At 39.7% G+C, this 15,467-nt stretch carries 15 protein-coding genes; 7 read left to right on the plus strand and 8 right to left on the minus strand.

Annotated elements, in window-relative coordinates; all coding sequences use genetic code 11:
* Positions 1 to 21 precede the first annotated feature (21 nt).
* Complete coding sequence (locus tag E0E36_RS18970; protein WP_130857344.1) at positions 22 to 828, plus strand: M48 family metallopeptidase; 807 nt, start codon at positions 22 to 24, stop codon at positions 826 to 828.
* A 61-nt stretch (positions 829 to 889) separates the two neighbouring features.
* Here the strand turns inward: E0E36_RS18970 and E0E36_RS18975 are convergent, their stop codons facing one another.
* The 4 genes from E0E36_RS18975 to E0E36_RS18990 all read right to left on the minus strand — a co-directional run bounded on the left by E0E36_RS18975 (position 890) and on the right by E0E36_RS18990 (position 6,539).
* On the minus strand, positions 890 to 2,173 hold the full coding sequence (locus E0E36_RS18975) for an anthranilate synthase component I family protein (protein ID WP_130857345.1): 1,284 nt from the start codon (positions 2,171 to 2,173) through the stop codon (positions 890 to 892).
* Between the two features lie 5 nt (positions 2,174 to 2,178).
* The gene (locus tag E0E36_RS18980; protein ID WP_130857487.1) at positions 2,179 to 3,453 is read right to left on the minus strand and encodes an adenylosuccinate synthase; all 1,275 of its coding nucleotides are present in this window, start codon (positions 3,451 to 3,453) and stop codon (positions 2,179 to 2,181) included.
* A 185-nt stretch (positions 3,454 to 3,638) separates the two neighbouring features.
* Positions 3,639 to 4,139: a Fur family transcriptional regulator gene (locus E0E36_RS18985; protein WP_013666260.1), complete on the minus strand. Its 501-nt coding sequence runs from the start codon at positions 4,137 to 4,139 to the stop codon at positions 3,639 to 3,641.
* 186 nt (positions 4,140 to 4,325) lie between these two features.
* Positions 4,326 to 6,539, minus strand: a complete 2,214-nt coding sequence (locus E0E36_RS18990; RefSeq protein WP_013666261.1) for a RelA/SpoT family protein — start codon at positions 6,537 to 6,539, stop codon at positions 4,326 to 4,328.
* 148 nt (positions 6,540 to 6,687) lie between these two features.
* Here E0E36_RS18990 and E0E36_RS18995 point away from each other — a divergent pair, with 148 nt between their 5' ends.
* The 4 genes from E0E36_RS18995 to E0E36_RS19010 all read left to right on the plus strand — a co-directional run bounded on the left by E0E36_RS18995 (position 6,688) and on the right by E0E36_RS19010 (position 10,003).
* Positions 6,688 to 7,326, plus strand: a complete 639-nt coding sequence (locus E0E36_RS18995; RefSeq protein WP_013666262.1) for a DUF4294 domain-containing protein — start codon at positions 6,688 to 6,690, stop codon at positions 7,324 to 7,326.
* Positions 7,326 to 7,811, plus strand: a complete 486-nt coding sequence (locus tag E0E36_RS19000) for a glutathione peroxidase (protein WP_013666263.1) — start codon at positions 7,326 to 7,328, stop codon at positions 7,809 to 7,811. The genes E0E36_RS18995 and E0E36_RS19000 overlap by 1 nt, the downstream gene beginning before the upstream one ends.
* A 34-nt stretch (positions 7,812 to 7,845) precedes the next feature.
* Positions 7,846 to 8,568 (plus strand): bacillithiol biosynthesis deacetylase BshB1, encoded by a 723-nt coding sequence (bshB1, locus tag E0E36_RS19005; protein WP_013666264.1) that lies wholly within the window; start codon positions 7,846 to 7,848, stop codon positions 8,566 to 8,568.
* 76 nt (positions 8,569 to 8,644) lie between these two features.
* On the plus strand, positions 8,645 to 10,003 hold the full coding sequence (locus E0E36_RS19010) for an acyl-CoA dehydrogenase family protein (RefSeq protein ID WP_130857346.1): 1,359 nt from the start codon (positions 8,645 to 8,647) through the stop codon (positions 10,001 to 10,003).
* Between the two features lie 18 nt (positions 10,004 to 10,021).
* Here E0E36_RS19010 and E0E36_RS19015 read toward each other — a convergent pair whose 3' ends face one another.
* Positions 10,022 to 11,059 (minus strand): acyl-CoA reductase, encoded by a 1,038-nt coding sequence (locus tag E0E36_RS19015; protein WP_242627317.1) that lies wholly within the window; start codon positions 11,057 to 11,059, stop codon positions 10,022 to 10,024.
* 137 nt (positions 11,060 to 11,196) lie between these two features.
* On the opposite strand from E0E36_RS19015, the gene E0E36_RS19020 reads away from it, so the two are divergent.
* Complete coding sequence (locus tag E0E36_RS19020) at positions 11,197 to 11,550, plus strand: 4Fe-4S dicluster domain-containing protein (RefSeq protein WP_013666267.1); 354 nt, start codon at positions 11,197 to 11,199, stop codon at positions 11,548 to 11,550.
* A 59-nt stretch (positions 11,551 to 11,609) separates the two neighbouring features.
* Here the strand turns inward: E0E36_RS19020 and E0E36_RS19025 are convergent, their stop codons facing one another.
* Positions 11,610 to 12,101: a universal stress protein gene (locus tag E0E36_RS19025; protein WP_013666268.1), complete on the minus strand. Its 492-nt coding sequence runs from the start codon at positions 12,099 to 12,101 to the stop codon at positions 11,610 to 11,612.
* A gap of 127 nt (positions 12,102 to 12,228) precedes the next feature.
* On the opposite strand from E0E36_RS19025, the gene E0E36_RS19030 reads away from it, so the two are divergent.
* Complete coding sequence (locus tag E0E36_RS19030; protein ID WP_013666269.1) at positions 12,229 to 13,014, plus strand: C40 family peptidase; 786 nt, start codon at positions 12,229 to 12,231, stop codon at positions 13,012 to 13,014.
* Positions 13,015 to 13,044: 30 nt separating this feature from the next.
* Here the strand turns inward: E0E36_RS19030 and E0E36_RS19035 are convergent, their stop codons facing one another.
* Both E0E36_RS19035 and ctlX read right to left on the minus strand, forming a co-directional pair.
* Positions 13,045 to 14,436: an arginine decarboxylase gene (locus E0E36_RS19035; protein ID WP_013666270.1), complete on the minus strand. Its 1,392-nt coding sequence runs from the start codon at positions 14,434 to 14,436 to the stop codon at positions 13,045 to 13,047.
* Between the two features lie 102 nt (positions 14,437 to 14,538).
* A complete protein-coding gene (ctlX, locus tag E0E36_RS19040) occupies positions 14,539 to 15,462 on the minus strand; it encodes a citrulline utilization hydrolase CtlX (protein WP_130857347.1) in 924 nt (307 codons plus the stop codon).
* Positions 15,463 to 15,467 lie beyond the last annotated feature (5 nt).

The following is a 15,467-nucleotide window of genomic DNA, read 5'->3' on the forward strand; positions in this document are numbered from 1 at the left end:
TTTTCAAATATAATCATCATTATGAATTGGAATAAAACTAAATTATTTGGTTCATTACTTTTACTCGTTTTTTTTGCAGCATGTTCTACCGTACCCTTAACGGGAAGAAAGCAATTAAGTTTGGTAGACGATAAAACGATGCAACAACAGGCGACGCTTGCTTATCGCGAGCTTTTAAGCGACCCGAAAACCAAAGTTATAAAAGGTACAGCTAATGCGCAATTGGTGCAGAATGTGGGCCGTAAAATAGCACGGGCCGTAGAAACTTACTTACAACAGCAGGGATATGCTGATCAATACCAGTTTAGTTGGGAGTTTAACTTAATTGACGACAAACAAGTGAATGCTTGGTGTATGCCGGGCGGTAAAGTAGCTGTATACACAGGAATTTTACCGGTTACGGAAAACGAAGCTGGTTTAGCTACTGTCATGGGGCACGAAATTGCGCATGCAATTGCAAGGCACTCATCTGAACGGGCCTCTAATGTGATGGCTGCCCAAGGTATTGGCGTCGGGGTGGGATTAGCGACATCCAAAAAATCTCAATTAACACAAGTCCTTGTCAGCCAGTTATATGGTGTAGGTAGCCAAGTGGCATTACTAAAATACTCGAGAAATCAAGAGGGCGAAGCCGATCGAATGGGATTAACCTTTATGGCGATGGCAGGATATAATCCGAATGAAGCGACGGCGTTTTGGCAACGAATGTCTTCCCGGGCAGGCGGACAGAAACCTCCTGAATTTTTAAGTACACACCCTAGTGATCAAAGGCGTATTGCTGATATTCAAAGACTGATTCCGGAAGCGATGCGGTATTATAAAAAGTAAGGTGTCTTAGCTTGCGGGAGGGATGAAGAGACGACGGATGCGGCCATGTTTATGATTAAGGTTAAATTTGAGTACCTAACAATTCCAGGATAGCCCGCGCTTTTAGCAGGCACTCTTCGTATTCGGTCAAGGCGTCTGCTCCGGCAGTTATTGCCCCGCCAACGTGGAAGGAAAGCCTTTTCTTATGAGCATTGTATAAAAGGGAACGAATTACGACGTTGAAGTCATAATCTCCATCAGGCGCAAAGTAACCAATACTGCCAGCATATAGGCCTCTTCGACTAGACTCATACCTGTCTATTAATCGCATCGCGCTCACTTTGGGAGCGCCCGTCATTGAACCTGCGGGAAATGTATTCCGAATACCAGTTGTATTCTCTAAATTTTCTCTCCCCACTGCAGTGATCGTAGAAATAAGTTGATGTACCTGTTTAAAACTATAAACGCCCATCAGCTCCTTTACTTTGACAGAAGCCGGTTCAGCACTTCTCGTTAAATCATTTCGTACCAAATCTACGATCATGATATTTTCACTGATTTCTTTTCCATCAGTTTTAAGTTTGTTGATTAATGCAATGTCTTCCTCCTCCGTTTTTCCACGAGGTGCCGTTCCCTTAATAGGCTGCGAGATTAACAAGCGGTTTCTTTTCGCCAGAAACCTTTCCGGAGAAGCCGATATAATGTGATGCTCCCCCGTTTTGAAATAAGCAGAGAAAGGGGTGGGGGATAGTTCGCTCAATTGAAGAAAAGCCTCTATTGGTGTAAGGACAACATCTTCGGCAAAAAATTCCTGACAAAGATTCACCTCGTAAATATCTCCTTGATGAATATGCCGCAGTAATTTTTGGAATACATTTATGTAATTCTCCTTAGACATTTTAGCCTGTACAGTTCCTGTGAAAACAAAAGAAGGCGGAACGAATAGGGTATTTACGACTCCATTATAAATCTCGGATGGTGTTTCGCTTTGGATTGTAACTGTATTGCCTTTAATATGTAGCAAATGTTTCGGTACGAAAAAATAGGCGTTAGGCGTTTCCTGTTCATTTGGGTGGGCGGTATGTAGGGCCTCTATTTCGTTTTTCAGATCATAGGCTAAAAATCCGGGAATCCATTGCGCGGGATGATCCTTGATGAATGCCTGCAAAGCTTGAAAGCTATCTTCGTGACCATCTTTAAAGTCATGTAATACATCTGCGGCGATCAGTGCGTCAAATTTACTATAGGCGTCATCATGCTCGCCCTGGCTGACCAAACAGCAGGCTGTATTAAATAAAGAAGCCCATTGAAGGGCTTTCTTTGTAAAGTTAACAATATCATCGATCTGATATTCTGTGGATGTCATCTCGGTTAATCCAAAATAAGCGTTTGCATTCTATCAGGGCCTACTGATAAATATTTTATTTTGACACCTAATTGTTTTTCCAGATATTGAATATATTCCTTTAATGCTGTAGGGATTTGACCAACCGAAGTGATACCGGTAATATCCTCATTCCACCCTTTTAGGGTTTCATAAACAGGTTCAGGTTTTAACGTATTGATGTCATATGGCATGTAATCAATCTTTTCTCCATTATGTATATAGTGCGTACATACATTCACTTCTTCAAATCCACTTAATACGTCGGCCTTGGTCATCACCAATTCAGTTACACCATTCAGCTGGATCGCGTAGCGTAATGCAGGAAGGTCAATCCAGCCTGTCCGACGGGATCTGCCTGTTGTGGCTCCGAATTCATGTCCGATTTGACGCAACTTTTCGCCGGTTTCATTTTCCAATTCCGTAGGGAAGGGGCCACCACCCACCCGCGTGCAATAGGCTTTGAAAATTCCAATGACCTGACCAATATTTTTTGGCGCAACACCTAGACCGGTGCATGCCCCGGCAGTTGTAGTATTAGAAGACGTAACGAAAGGATAGGAACCAAAATCAATATCCAATAGTGTCCCTTGAGCTCCTTCTGCCAATACCGTTTTACCATCCTTTAGATAATTATTGACCAATTGATCACTATCAACATGAGGAATAGCTTTCAGGTATTCAATAGCCTCAAAGAAAGCTTGTTCTCTTTCGTCAAAGTTGGGAATCTCACCATAATGTGAAAGGATACTTTTGTGTTTTTCGACGAGCTTTTGGTAGCGTTCTTCAAAATCGGGTAAGGTAGTATCACCCACACGTATGCCATTGCGCCCGGTTTTATCCATGTAAGTTGGTCCAATCCCTTTTAAGGTGGATCCAATTTTTCCAGCTCCCATTTTACTTTCGGAAGCGGCATCGAGTAATTGATGCGTAGGCAATATAAGGTGTGCCCTACGAGCAATCACCAATTTTCCTTCTGCAAGCGGATCGAACCCGCTTTTTTTTAAATTTTCAAGCTCTCTTTTGAGAATAATGGGGTCGATAACGACGCCATTACCGATTAGATTTAACGTGTTTTTATTGAATATGCCGGAGGGAATGGTGTTCAGTACGTATTTTTGCCCGTCAAATTCCAGTGTATGTCCGGCATTCGGTCCGCCTTGAAAACGGGCAATTAAATCATACTGTGGCGTTAGGACGTCCACAATTTTACCCTTACCTTCGTCGCCCCATTGTAGGCCCAAAAGCACATCGACTTTCATCATGATTTGTTATTGTATGTCGTTTAATTAATAATTTATAGGAGAAACAAAAAAAAGGTGCTCAAAAAGAATGTTATCTTCGAGCTAATAAAGCGTTTAATTAATAGCTCACTTCTTTGATAACAGACAGCAATTGAAATGCTTCTTTTTGAACACCTCGAAATATTGTATTATACAGTACATTGCTAAACTGAAACAACCTCTTTATTTCGGCTTTGGTTTGCTTCGGTTTTAGGGCAGCTTTCGTTACACTCACTGCAAACCCCATATAGATTTAATGAGTGATGCTTGATGTCAAACTTTAAAAGCTCTCCCATCATGCTTTGTATCTGATGAATTCTGGGGTCGCAGAATTCAACAACTTTACCGCATTCGATACAGATAATATGATCGTGTTGCTTATACCCATATGATTTTTCAAATTGGGCCATATTTTTACCGAATTGGTGTTTCGTCACCAGGTCGCAAGATACCAAAAGCTCCAATGTATTGTAAACGGTAGCTCTGCTCACTCGGTATTTTTTATTTTTCATGTGGATATACAGGGATTCCACATCAAAATGGTCGTTTCTTGAGTATATCTCTTCCAAGATGGCAAAGCGCTCAGGAGTTTTGCGCAAGCTTTTATTTTCGAGGTATGCCTCGAAAATCTTTCTGACCATACTTGTTGTTTCTGCTGTAGACATAATAATCCTTAATTATGTACAAACTTAGCTAAATTGCTTGTTATATGCAAATAACCCAAAAGTATATAAGAACTTCGCGGTTATCCTTGACATTCAGTTTATAAAGCTAGCATGTGAGCTCGTAGCCGGGAGCTATTAGGTGCTTAGTTACCAGGTGTCAGTTGTCGGTCATTTAACCCATTACCGTTATCCCTCTGAATCAAAACGTGTAATACCCGTAATGCCTTTAATCTGCTTTAGTTTTTTGATCAAGCTATCTAAGTGCTCCGTATTATTTACATACACCATGATCGATCCTTCAAAAATACCTTGATTACTGGTGATTGTAATCGATCGAATGTTGATTTTAAAATCTTGGGAAATAACCGTAGTAATCCGGTTAACCAATCCGACATCATCAATACCTACAATGCGTAAACCGGTAAGGAACGCTAATTCCTGTTGAGAGGTCCATTTGGCTTTCACGATGCGGTAACCGTAATTGGCCATTAATTTAGACGCGTTGGGACAATTCGTGCGGTGAATTTTTATACCATCGTTAACCGTTACAAAACCGAATACATCATCTCCCGGAATAGGATTACAGCAAGCCGAAAGTGTATAATCGAGTTTCTGAAAATCATCGCCAATCAATAAGGTTTCTTTATCCTTTTTGTCTACTTTTCTAAGTAAGCCGTCAACATGTTGTTCGATTTTAGTACTGGCTCCGCTTGAAGTATCCACTGACTTTTCAGCCGTTGCAAATTCCTTCAGTTGTTTTAGGTCAATTTCACCTTTAGCTACTTTATAGAACAATTCCTGTGTAGATGGCAGCTTTAAAAACGAGCTTAATTTATTGAGATTATCGGTGTTATAGGTAATCTTAATCGATTTAAGTTTCCTTTCCAGGATTTCCTTTCCATCTTCCGCTATGCGCCGCTTTTCTTCTTTTAATGCAGATTTTATTTTTGACTTAGCCTTTGCCGTAACAACAAAATTCAGCCAATCTTCCTTGGGTGTTTGTTTATTGGAGGTGATAATCTCCACTTGATCACCATTGGAAAGCTTATGTGAAAGGGGTACCAGTTTATGGTTTACTTTTGCTCCAATACAACTTGCGCCTAAATCGGAATGTATTTCAAAAGCAAAGTCGAGAGCGGTAGCGTCTAAAGGAAGCTGAATAAGGGCTCCTTTCGGGGTAAAAATGAATATTTCATCTGAAAAGAGATTCATTTTGAAGTCATCAACAAAGTCCAAGGCATTGGATTCAGGGTTACTCAAAATATCTCTTACTTTCTGTATCCATTGATCAAGACCACTATCGGAGTTTGATTCTTTATACTTCCAATGTGCAGCAAAGCCTTTTTCTGCAATTTCATTCATCCGTTTGGTGCGGATCTGTACTTCAACCCATTGACCTTTGGGTCCCATAACGGTGGTATGCAAAGATTCATAACCGTTTGCTTTAGGTGAAGAGATCCAGTCACGCAATCGATCAGGATTAGGTCTGTATAGATCCGTGACAATGGAATAGGCTTTCCAACATTCTGCCTTTTCCATTTCCTGTGTTGTGTCAATAATAACACGGATTGCAAATAAGTCGTATACCTCCTCAAAAGGTATAGATTTTTTCCGCATCTTATTCCAAATAGAATGAATGGATTTAGGACGGCCAAAAACACTGGCTCTAATTCCCTGCTCCGTCAATATTTCCTGAATAGGGCCAATAAATTCCTGTATATAACGTTCCCGTTCCGCTTTCTTCTCATTTAATTTTCTTGCAATGAACTTGTATGTATCAGGATCTGTATATTTCATGGAAAGATCTTCCAGCTCCGATTTAATAGCATACAAACCTAAACGATGGGCAAGAGGTGCATATAGATAGCTTGTTTCAGAAGCGATTTTCAGCTGCTTATCACGGGCCATGAATTCCATGGTTCGCATATTGTGCAGTCGGTCCGCTAATTTAATTAGAATCACCCGTACATCATCGGCAAGGGTAAGGAGCATCTTCCTGAAATTCTCTGCCTGTATAGAGCTATTCGGATCAAAGATTCCTGAGATTTTGGTTAAGCCATCAATAATTTTAGCTACTTTTTTGCCGAATTTGTTTTCAATTTCATCTAAAGTAATATCGGTATCTTCCACCACGTCGTGTAATAAAGCACAAACGATGGAAGTAGTACCCAGCCCAATCTCCTCAGCCGCAATTTGGGCAACAGCGATTGGATGGTAAATGTAGGGCTCTCCGGATTTCCTGCGCATATCTTTATGGTTTTCCAAGGCCATATCAAATGCCCTCCGGATCATCTGCTTGTCACCCTTTTGCAAGGTGGGCTTACAAGCTCGCAATAACGCCCGATACCGTTTTAAGATCTCTTTTTTCTCAGCCTCTAAATCAATCACTAATTCCTTCATGGTCCTCAATTTCGTAAATATCTATTCTATATGCAAAAAATTTATTTCCTACCTTTGAGATTGTAAATGTCTCGGAAGGTTTAATAAAAATTGTATTAGTCGTCAATTTTTATTTAACTTTATTGGAAGTTTAGTAAGAGCTAAATCTATGAAATTTTTACGTTTAATGTTAATTTATTTACTGCTTTTTTTTGGTAGAGAGGGCTTGGCACAGCAGGTTAATAAAGATAGTTTAGCTAATACTTCTAACAATGCCTCAAATATCACGCCAATTATGTTGCCAACAACCATTGTTGACGGTGAACGGATACCTTGGATTTTATTGAGGGAGGTCGTGATTACCGATTATCGGATTTTTAAAACACCGGCAGACAGAGCTCGATATAATCGCTTAAAGTATAATGTCTTAAAAGTACTTCCGTATGCCAAATTTGCAGAAGACCGTTATGATAAATTACAGCGCGATCTAGCGGTAACGCCCAAAAAAAAGGATCAAAAAAGGCTTATCAAAGATTGCGAGAAAGAGATTAAAGCGATGTTTAACCGAGAGATAAAAAACATGTCGGTATCTCAAGGGGAAATATTAATAAAACTTATCAATAGACAAACGGGTAATTCCAGCTACGAGCTAGTGAAAGAGCTAAGGGGTGGAGTATCTGCTTTTTTTTATCAGTCTGTGGCGAAAATATTTGGTCATAATTTAAAGAATACCTATGACCCTGACGAAGACCGCGAAATAGAAACTATTATCCGGAACTACGCCAACAACAATCGTTACTTCTATTAATGGATGCTATATACCAATTTTGTGCAATGAAGCCTGATGGCTCCGTGGTTGATTTTAACATTTATCAAGGCAAGGTTTTATTAGTCGTAAATACAGCCAGTGCTTGCGGCTTTACGCCCCAATATCAACAATTGGAAAAGCTTTATGAACGCTATAAAGATCGAGGCTTTGAAATATTGGCCTTTCCTTCGAATGACTTCGGAAGTCAGGAGCGTTTGAGTGGTATGGCATTGCAGCATTATTGTAGTATTGAGCAAAAGTTAAGTTTTTCAGTTTATGATCGTATCAAAGTGAAGGGCCCTGATGCCCATCCATTGTACAAGTTTCTTGGCGATAAATTGTTGAATGGCAGAATCAATAGCAAGCCGCTGTGGAACTTTCATAAATATCTAATCGATAGAGAGGGGCGTGTTGTTGACTATTTTTATAGTTTTACGCAGCCCTTATCGAGACGCTTGATTCGGAAAATAGAACGGTTTCTGTAATAAATGCACATTAGGTAATATAAAATAATAACACGTGAAATTAGATATATTAGTAATTACTGTACATCCCGATGATGCAGAGCTGGGATGTTCGGGTACTATTTTAAAGCATGTTGCACTAGGAAAAAGGGTGGGTATAGTTGATCTGACGCGAGGCGAATTAGGTACAAGAGGCACCGTTGAGAGCAGAGCGAAGGAAGCTGCGGATTCAAGTATTATACTTGGACTGAGTGCTAGAGAGAATTTGGGCCTGCGAGATGGTTTTTTCAAAAATGAAGAGTATGAGCAACTTGAACTCATAAAAGCCATTAGAAAATATCAACCTGAGATTATCATTGGAAATGCTTTATATGACAGGCACCCTGATCATGGGAGAGCGGGTGAATTAATAACAGATGCTTGCTTTTTATCGGGACTGCGACGAATCGAAACAAAGGTAGATGAAACCTATCAGGAACCTCATCGTCCGAGGCTTCTATTGCAGCTCATCCAAGATCATTATATTAAGCCGGATATTGTTGTAGATGTGAGTGATTATTGGGATCAGAAGATTGAAAGTATTCGTGCTTTCAAATCGCAGTTTTTTAATGAAGATTATGCTGTTGAAGAGCCGCAAACCTATATATCTAATCCGGACTTCTTAAATATAATCGAAGCTCGGGCTAGAGAATATGGCAAGTATATCGGAGCTAAATACGCCGAGGGCTTTACTTGTAAGAGATTATTAGGCGTAGATAACCTCTTTAATCTGCGGTAAGCTTTATGAATGGAAAAAAGTGAGATGTTAAACACTTTCTTCTTTATTTTGTTATCATATTCTAAAACCTAAAAATATGTCAAATACGTTCACTAAAATAAAAGAAGCCTTTCGTTTGCTCAAGCATATTGATTTTGATCAGTTATCAAAAATCTCCCAAAAAGTTGACCTCGTTAAAGTGATGGATGGTTTTTCAAAATTAGATGATAATCAGTTGAAGGGACTTTTGAAAATGATGGACGGCGACGGGAAAAAGAAAGAGCTACCTCCGATTAATGGGGATTTTTATGAGCTAAGCGACCGATTAAGTGCAGAAGATCGTGCTTTGCAACTCCGAATACGCCAATTTATGGAACAAGAAGTAAAACCCTTGGTGAATAAATACTGGTTGCATGACGAGTTCCCATTTGAGCTGATTCCTAAATTTGGCGAACTTGGTTTGGCGGGCATTACTTATAACGGTTATGGTTGTCCGAATAAATCATTTTTAATGGAGGGTGTATTGGCCATGGAAATGGCTCGGGTAGATGCTTCCATAGCAACTTTTTTCGGGGTTCAGAGCGGCTTGGCAATGGGATCGATTTATTTGTGTGGCTCTGAAGAGCAAAAGCAAGAGTGGTTGCCGCAGATGAATAAAATGCAGAAGATAGGTGCGTTCGGCTTAACAGAGCCGGAAGTTGGTTCAGGTGCCGCCGGTGGTTTAACGACAACCTGTAAGCGAACGGCGGAGGGATGGGTGTTGAACGGGCAGAAGAAATGGATTGGAAATGCAACTTTTGCTGATCTTATTGTTATATGGGCGCGCGATTTGGATGATGGCCAGGTGAAGGGCTTTATTTTGAAAAAAGATACACCAGGCTTTTCTGTCGAAAAAATAAAAGGGAAAATGGCATTAAGAATTGTCCAAAATGGGCTAATCACTTTAAAGGACTGTGTAATTGAAGAAAAAGACCGTTTACCTCACGCTAATTCTTTTAAAGATACGGCCAATGTATTGCGTATGACCCGTGCAGGGGTGGCTTGGATGGCGGTTGGATGTGCACGTGGGGCTTATGAGAGCGCGCTCGATTACACCCGGAAAAGAAAGCAGTTTGGCAAGCCGATAGCTTCTTTTCAATTAATACAAAATCATTTAGTGGAGATGCTTTCTAATTTAACAGCTATGCAAACGCTGGTTTTTCGCCTTTCTGAGCTACAGGATGCCGGGCAATTAAAGGATGAGCACGCCTCCTTGGCAAAGGTTTTTTGCTCGTTACGAACACGTGACATCGTAGGACAGGCCCGAGAAGTGATGGGCGGGAACGGTATCCTTTTGGAGCATGATGTGGCTCGTTTCGTTGCCGATGCTGAAGCGATCTACTCATATGAAGGGACCAAAGAAATTAACTCCCTTATTGTTGGGAGGGCGATTACCGGAATGAGCGCGTTCGTATAGTGCTTTATTTTTTCATCCCTATTTGTTGCTCAATAAAAAAGCTAAAGTATTAACACCATCAGCATAATCGTCCAATGCAGGCTCCTGACTTTTACCTAAAGAAAAGGATGGCGCAATGGTGGTCAATTTTCTGTTAGTTACAATACATTGGATTTCTTCATTTCTTTCATTTAATTGTGCGGTTAAACTTTCTATATCATTATAGTGTTCGTAATAAGCTACAGCTAATGGAGATGCTAAGCGTTGATCCTCTTTAAGCAAGAGGAAGCCATTATCGTAATGCCTGTCGCCATTTACCAAATAAATTGACTTATTATAGTCGTAGTTGTTATGGTATTTATGATGATTGATAACCGTACTAAAGGTTTCGATAGCTTCAAAGAAGTAACTGATTTCATAATTTTTAGGAAAATAAAGTTTAGAAACATTTCTACACCCTAAGCCGTAATAGTCGAAGAGATCGTAGCCGATATTTGACAGTTCGGCTTTTGTTTCGTCACCCCAAATAACAGCTACGCTATTTCTGTTTTTTCGAATAATGTGAGGTACATTCTTGAAATAGTATTCAAAATAGCGAGCGGTATTATTACTTCCTGTTGCAATAATCATGTCAAAACGCTGAAGTCTGTCTACCAAACTAATGTGTTGTTTAAATGCCGGTTCAAATTCAATTAACTTGTCCAATAGATGTGGAATCAAGTACTTATCGTCAGAAGACAGTTTTATTTGAACTTTAAAACCTGCTATTAACGCTGTTAATATATCATGAAAGCCTACCAAAGGTATATTCCCTGCGAGAACCAGTCCCACCGTTTTTCCGGACATGGGATCGATGTCAGGCAAGTAAGGTTGTATCCAGTCGGCTAAGACCGGTTTAACCAGCGTTTTGGCAATAGCATGGAGTGCCTTTTTTGTATTAGCCGGTGTAAACCAACTGTTATGATATCCTGCTTGTTCGATGATTGCGTGTAAGCTATCTGACGCCGTTTCCATATAGTTGCCCAGTGCAGAAAAGGCGGCGATGCGTTGATGGCTTGTCAAATTGTGATTCTTCAAAGTGGAAAAACTTTTTAAATGTTATATTTGCAATAAAAATACTACCATGTTTGACAAAAAACTACTAAATTTGTAGATTATTGTTGAAAAAGTAATATTTGCAAAAATAAAGTATAAACGGATTTTTTAAGAAGATAATGGCAATTAAAATTACTGATGAGTGTATTAACTGCGGAGCTTGTGAACCGGAATGCCCTAATAATGCGATATACGATGCAGGTATGGCATGGCGTTTTTCTGATGGTACCGAGCTGCACGGAGTAATTGATTTTGGAGATGGGACCACATTGGATGCTGATGAAGCTCAGGAAGCTTTATCAGATGAAATCTATTATATAGTATCAGATAAGTGTACGGAATGTGTGGGTTTTCATGATGAGCCGCAATGTGCGGCTGTGTGCCCGGTAGATTGTTGTGTAGATGACGAGGATGTTCGTGAAACCCAGGAAGAATTACTGGCTAAAAAGGCTTGGTTGCACGCCGAAGGCTAGTGACAAGCGAAGAAGAGCAGGTAACGATTTGTTAGCTGCTCTTCCTCATAAATGAGTTCTTAATGATCGTCGTCCTTATAAGGAACGATCACTACAGGGCAAATCGCGTGTCTTGCCACTCCTTCAGAGACACTTCCTGAGATAAAATGATCGAATCCTGTTCTTCCATGAGTCCCGAGCACTATTAAGTCTGCCTGCCACTCATTAGCGGCTTCCAATATCTCCTTTCTCGGTTGACCCAACTTACTAATTTTTGTCACATGCTGTTCGCCATTCGGCCAAAGCGAGGCTAATCTATTTAATAAATCTGTTGATGCTTGCTCTTGCACCTCGTTAATTTCAGGTATATAAACCGGGTTGACACCCATGATTGGATCGACAGCCCCATAAGTACTGCTTGTTGGCGGATCGATGACATGTACCAAGGCTACCTCACCGTTGAAAGCTTGGGCTAAGTGATAACCATAGCGAACCGCTTTTTCAGAGTATTTACTGTCTTCAACAGCGATTAAAATACGCTGTGTCCTTATTGTTAATGATGAATCTATCATAATCGCTTTGTGTTGTTAACATATAACATTTGAGATAGATGAAAGTTTTGGTGTTTATGTGTGCAAAACCGATTGTATTGTAAAGGCATTTTATCTAAGTTTGCATATACAATGATTTGTGTGTACCATGGTGTATGGAATTTGTAATTTACCCGTCATACCGGTACGGGCTGAAGGCGGCAATAAAAGCGAAATTGTTTCTCAATTACTGTTTGGTGAAGTCTTTGAAGTTTTAGAAAAAAAAGACGAGTACCTATATGTTAAAATGGGATACGATGATTACGAAGGGTGGATTGACGGGAGGCAGCAAGTTTCGCTGTCAGCGGAAGACTTTAACGCTATACAAAATGAAGAACAGCCGATAGCAGACTTATCTACCCATGCGATGCTACTAAAGTTGGGTAAGGAGGAAAGCCTTCACTTGTTGCCTGGCAGCACGTTGCCTTTTTTGGACAACGATAGCTTCCGTATTAATGATACTGATTACCTCTTTCTGGGGCTATCTCGATTACCCGATTTGGAAGATTTTGAACAAGAAGCAGAAGATGTGCTTAGATTTTATCTGAACGCACCTTATCTTTGGGGCGGCAGATCCGTCTTTGGAATTGATTGTTCAGGATATGTCCAATTATTTTATAAGCATTTTGGTGTTCGCCTAAAAAGAGATGCCTGGCAGCAGGCAGAACAAGGAAAGACTGTCGACTTCCTTCAGGAAGGAAGATTAGGAGATCTGGCTTTTTTTGATAATGACGAAGGAAAGATTATCCACGTAGGGATATTATTAAATGAGTCTGAGATTATCCACGCATCCGGAAGAGTAAAAATTGATCAGATTGATAATACCGGGATATTTTCAAGAGAATCAAACAAGTATACACATCGACTCAGAATCGTTAAAAGAATTATAAATTAGCTGGCTTATTTTCCAGCTAATTTATAATGATTAATGATAACCTAATATTTTTAGTACTTGCTTAGAGTTTTGTTCTTCTCCAAAGACTTCAAAATTGAACGTTTCATCACGATTGCGACGAATGATCACATGTTTGGGAGAAGGGAGCAAACAATGATGTATCCCGCCGTAACCGCTTAATACCTCTTGGTAAGCACCTGTATGAAAGAAGCCCAAATATTGTACTTTTCGGGTTCTTGGCATAAACACATTATTCATATGTGCTTCCTGATTATAATAGTCCTGTCCGTCACAAGTAATACCACCTAAATTGACGCGTTCGTATTCCGAATCCCAATTATTGATCGGCAAAAGAATGTATTTCTGATTTAATGCCCAAACATCAGGCAAGTTTGTAATGAAAGAACCATCGAGCATCAGCCATTTTTCGCGGTCATTTTGCTGCTTTCTTCCTAACACTTTATAAAGGATGCCTGAGGCTTCGGCCACCGTATACTTGCCAAATTCAGTGATGATATCCGGCTCCATTACCTCATGCAATGCGCATATTTCTTTGATCCGATTAACGATTTCGTTAACCATGTATTCATAATCAAAGTCGTGTACCAATGAATCTTTAAAAGGCATACCGCCTCCAATATCTAAGGTATCTAAATCAGGATTTATTTTCTTAAACTTGCAGTAAAGTGTTACATACTTTTCGAGCTCGTTCCAATAATAAGGCGTGTCAGAAATACCGGAATTGATAAAGAAATGCAACAACTTGACTTTGAAATTCGGGTTATGAACAATTTTATTGTTGTAAAAATCAAGAATGTCCTCCATCCGGACTCCCAATCTAGACGTATAAAATTGCGAGTCGGGCTGTTCTTCGGCTGCAATTCGGATACCAAGGTTACAAGGCTCGTCTAATTCAACTTCGTCATCATAAAGGTTGAACTCCTCCTTGTTGTCCAACACGGGTATGATGTTTTTAAACCCATCGTGCAACATATCTACAATATATTGCTTATACTGGAAAGTTTTAAAACCGTTGCAAATCACTGTAATATCTTTCGATACAACTCCCTTTTTTTCCAAGGCATCGATCATCGGCATATCGAAAGCAGAAGATGTTTCCAGGTGAATGTCATTTTTAAGGGCTTCTTCCACAACGTGTCTAAAATGCGAGCTCTTTGTACAATAGCAATACTTATAAGATCCTCGATAGTTGTTTTTCAGAATAGCAGTTTGAAAGAGAATTTTCGCCTGTTGGATTTTTTTACTGATAATGGGAAGGTAGGTAAACCTTAGAGGGGTACCATATGTCTCTATCATTTCCATCAAGTTTAAATCATGAAAATAGAGCTCATCATCAATGATGTCAAATCCGTCTTGCGGAAAACCAACACTTAGGTCAAGAAATTCCTGATAGCTTTGCATTTATCTTAGTTAAAATTTTTGCAAAAATGTAATTTTAAATCGATATATAGCATCAGATTTTTATAAAATTGATGTCAAGAAAATAAGAAGTCTATTAGTTTGTTAAATAAGGCTTTTTTTAGGAGGTAAAAATATTTCGGCCATCATGCATCGAGCGCTTCCCCCACCATTCTTTTCAATCACATCAAGGGGGGAATAAAGCAACTGTGCATATTTTTCCAGACATTTCAACTGTTTTTTATTCAGTGACAAATAAGCTTGTTCAGACATGATTAACAGTGACTCATTGTATTTGTTTTTTATTTGCAGCATATTACCTGCGAAATGCTCCATTTGGTCGAGCGATATGCCAATAATTTCTTTCTCCGTCTGTGCCAAGCTTTTTATCACCTGAGCCCTTTGATCAAGCGATTTTATCGCTTCTTCACAAACTACTGCGAAGTTATTGCCTATACACATCATAACATTGGTATGGTAGATAGCGAAGCCGTGTTTATCCACGGCATCGAATATTAACGGCATGTAATGCATTTGTTTGCAAAATTCATATAAAGCGTCCGTCGAACTTCTTGGAGATGCGCACATATATGCAATATGATGATGCCGATCAAGTACCATGCTGCCCGTGCCCTCAAGAAAGAGGTGCTTATGCTCAAAGTGAGTGAGGTCAATCGTATTCTTTATTTCATAACTATTCGAAAGCATGTCAATAATATCCTGTCTTCTTTCTTTTCTGCGGTTCTCGGCGAACATTGGATAAAGTATAACAGAGCCATCTTCGTGAAAAGATATCCAATTGTTTGGAAAGATGGAGTCGGGCGTAAATGTTTCCCGTGTATCTTCAATTACCTGTACGTCCACACCGTTTTTCTCCAATAAGGAAACCATTCTTTCAAATTGAGCTAAGGCAAGCCTATGTACATCAGCGTTTGGTGTAGCTTGCTGAAACTTGTTGTTTACGGCCGTTTCTTCATTATAATTGAAGTTTACGGGTCTAATCATCATAATCTGGCTGGTAAGGCTCATAGGAA

The organism is Olivibacter jilunii (assembly GCF_900607235.1).
GTDB lineage: Bacteria > Bacteroidota > Bacteroidia > Sphingobacteriales > Sphingobacteriaceae > Olivibacter > Olivibacter oleidegradans.

Coding starts and splice junctions, on each gene's coding strand:
- E0E36_RS18975 (WP_130857345.1), bottom strand. CDS start 2,173: ATGACATCCACAGAATATCAGATCGATGATATTGTTAACTTTACAAAG.
- E0E36_RS18970 (WP_130857344.1), top strand. CDS start 22: ATGAATTGGAATAAAACTAAATTATTTGGTTCATTACTTTTACTCGTT.
- E0E36_RS19035 (WP_013666270.1), bottom strand. CDS start 14,436: ATGCAAAGCTATCAGGAATTTCTTGACCTAAGTGTTGGTTTTCCGCAA.
- E0E36_RS18985 (WP_013666260.1), bottom strand. CDS start 4,139: ATGTCTACAGCAGAAACAACAAGTATGGTCAGAAAGATTTTCGAGGCA.
- E0E36_RS18995 (WP_013666262.1), top strand. CDS start 6,688: ATGAAATTTTTACGTTTAATGTTAATTTATTTACTGCTTTTTTTTGGT.
- E0E36_RS19020 (WP_013666267.1), top strand. CDS start 11,197: ATGGCAATTAAAATTACTGATGAGTGTATTAACTGCGGAGCTTGTGAA.
- E0E36_RS19010 (WP_130857346.1), top strand. CDS start 8,645: ATGTCAAATACGTTCACTAAAATAAAAGAAGCCTTTCGTTTGCTCAAG.
- E0E36_RS19000 (WP_013666263.1), top strand. CDS start 7,326: ATGGATGCTATATACCAATTTTGTGCAATGAAGCCTGATGGCTCCGTG.
- ctlX (WP_130857347.1), bottom strand. CDS start 15,462: ATGAGCCTTACCAGCCAGATTATGATGATTAGACCCGTAAACTTCAAT.
- E0E36_RS19030 (WP_013666269.1), top strand. CDS start 12,229: ATGGTGTATGGAATTTGTAATTTACCCGTCATACCGGTACGGGCTGAA.
- E0E36_RS18990 (WP_013666261.1), bottom strand. CDS start 6,539: ATGAAGGAATTAGTGATTGATTTAGAGGCTGAGAAAAAAGAGATCTTA.
- E0E36_RS18980 (WP_130857487.1), bottom strand. CDS start 3,453: ATGAAAGTCGATGTGCTTTTGGGCCTACAATGGGGCGACGAAGGTAAG.
- E0E36_RS19025 (WP_013666268.1), bottom strand. CDS start 12,101: ATGATAGATTCATCATTAACAATAAGGACACAGCGTATTTTAATCGCT.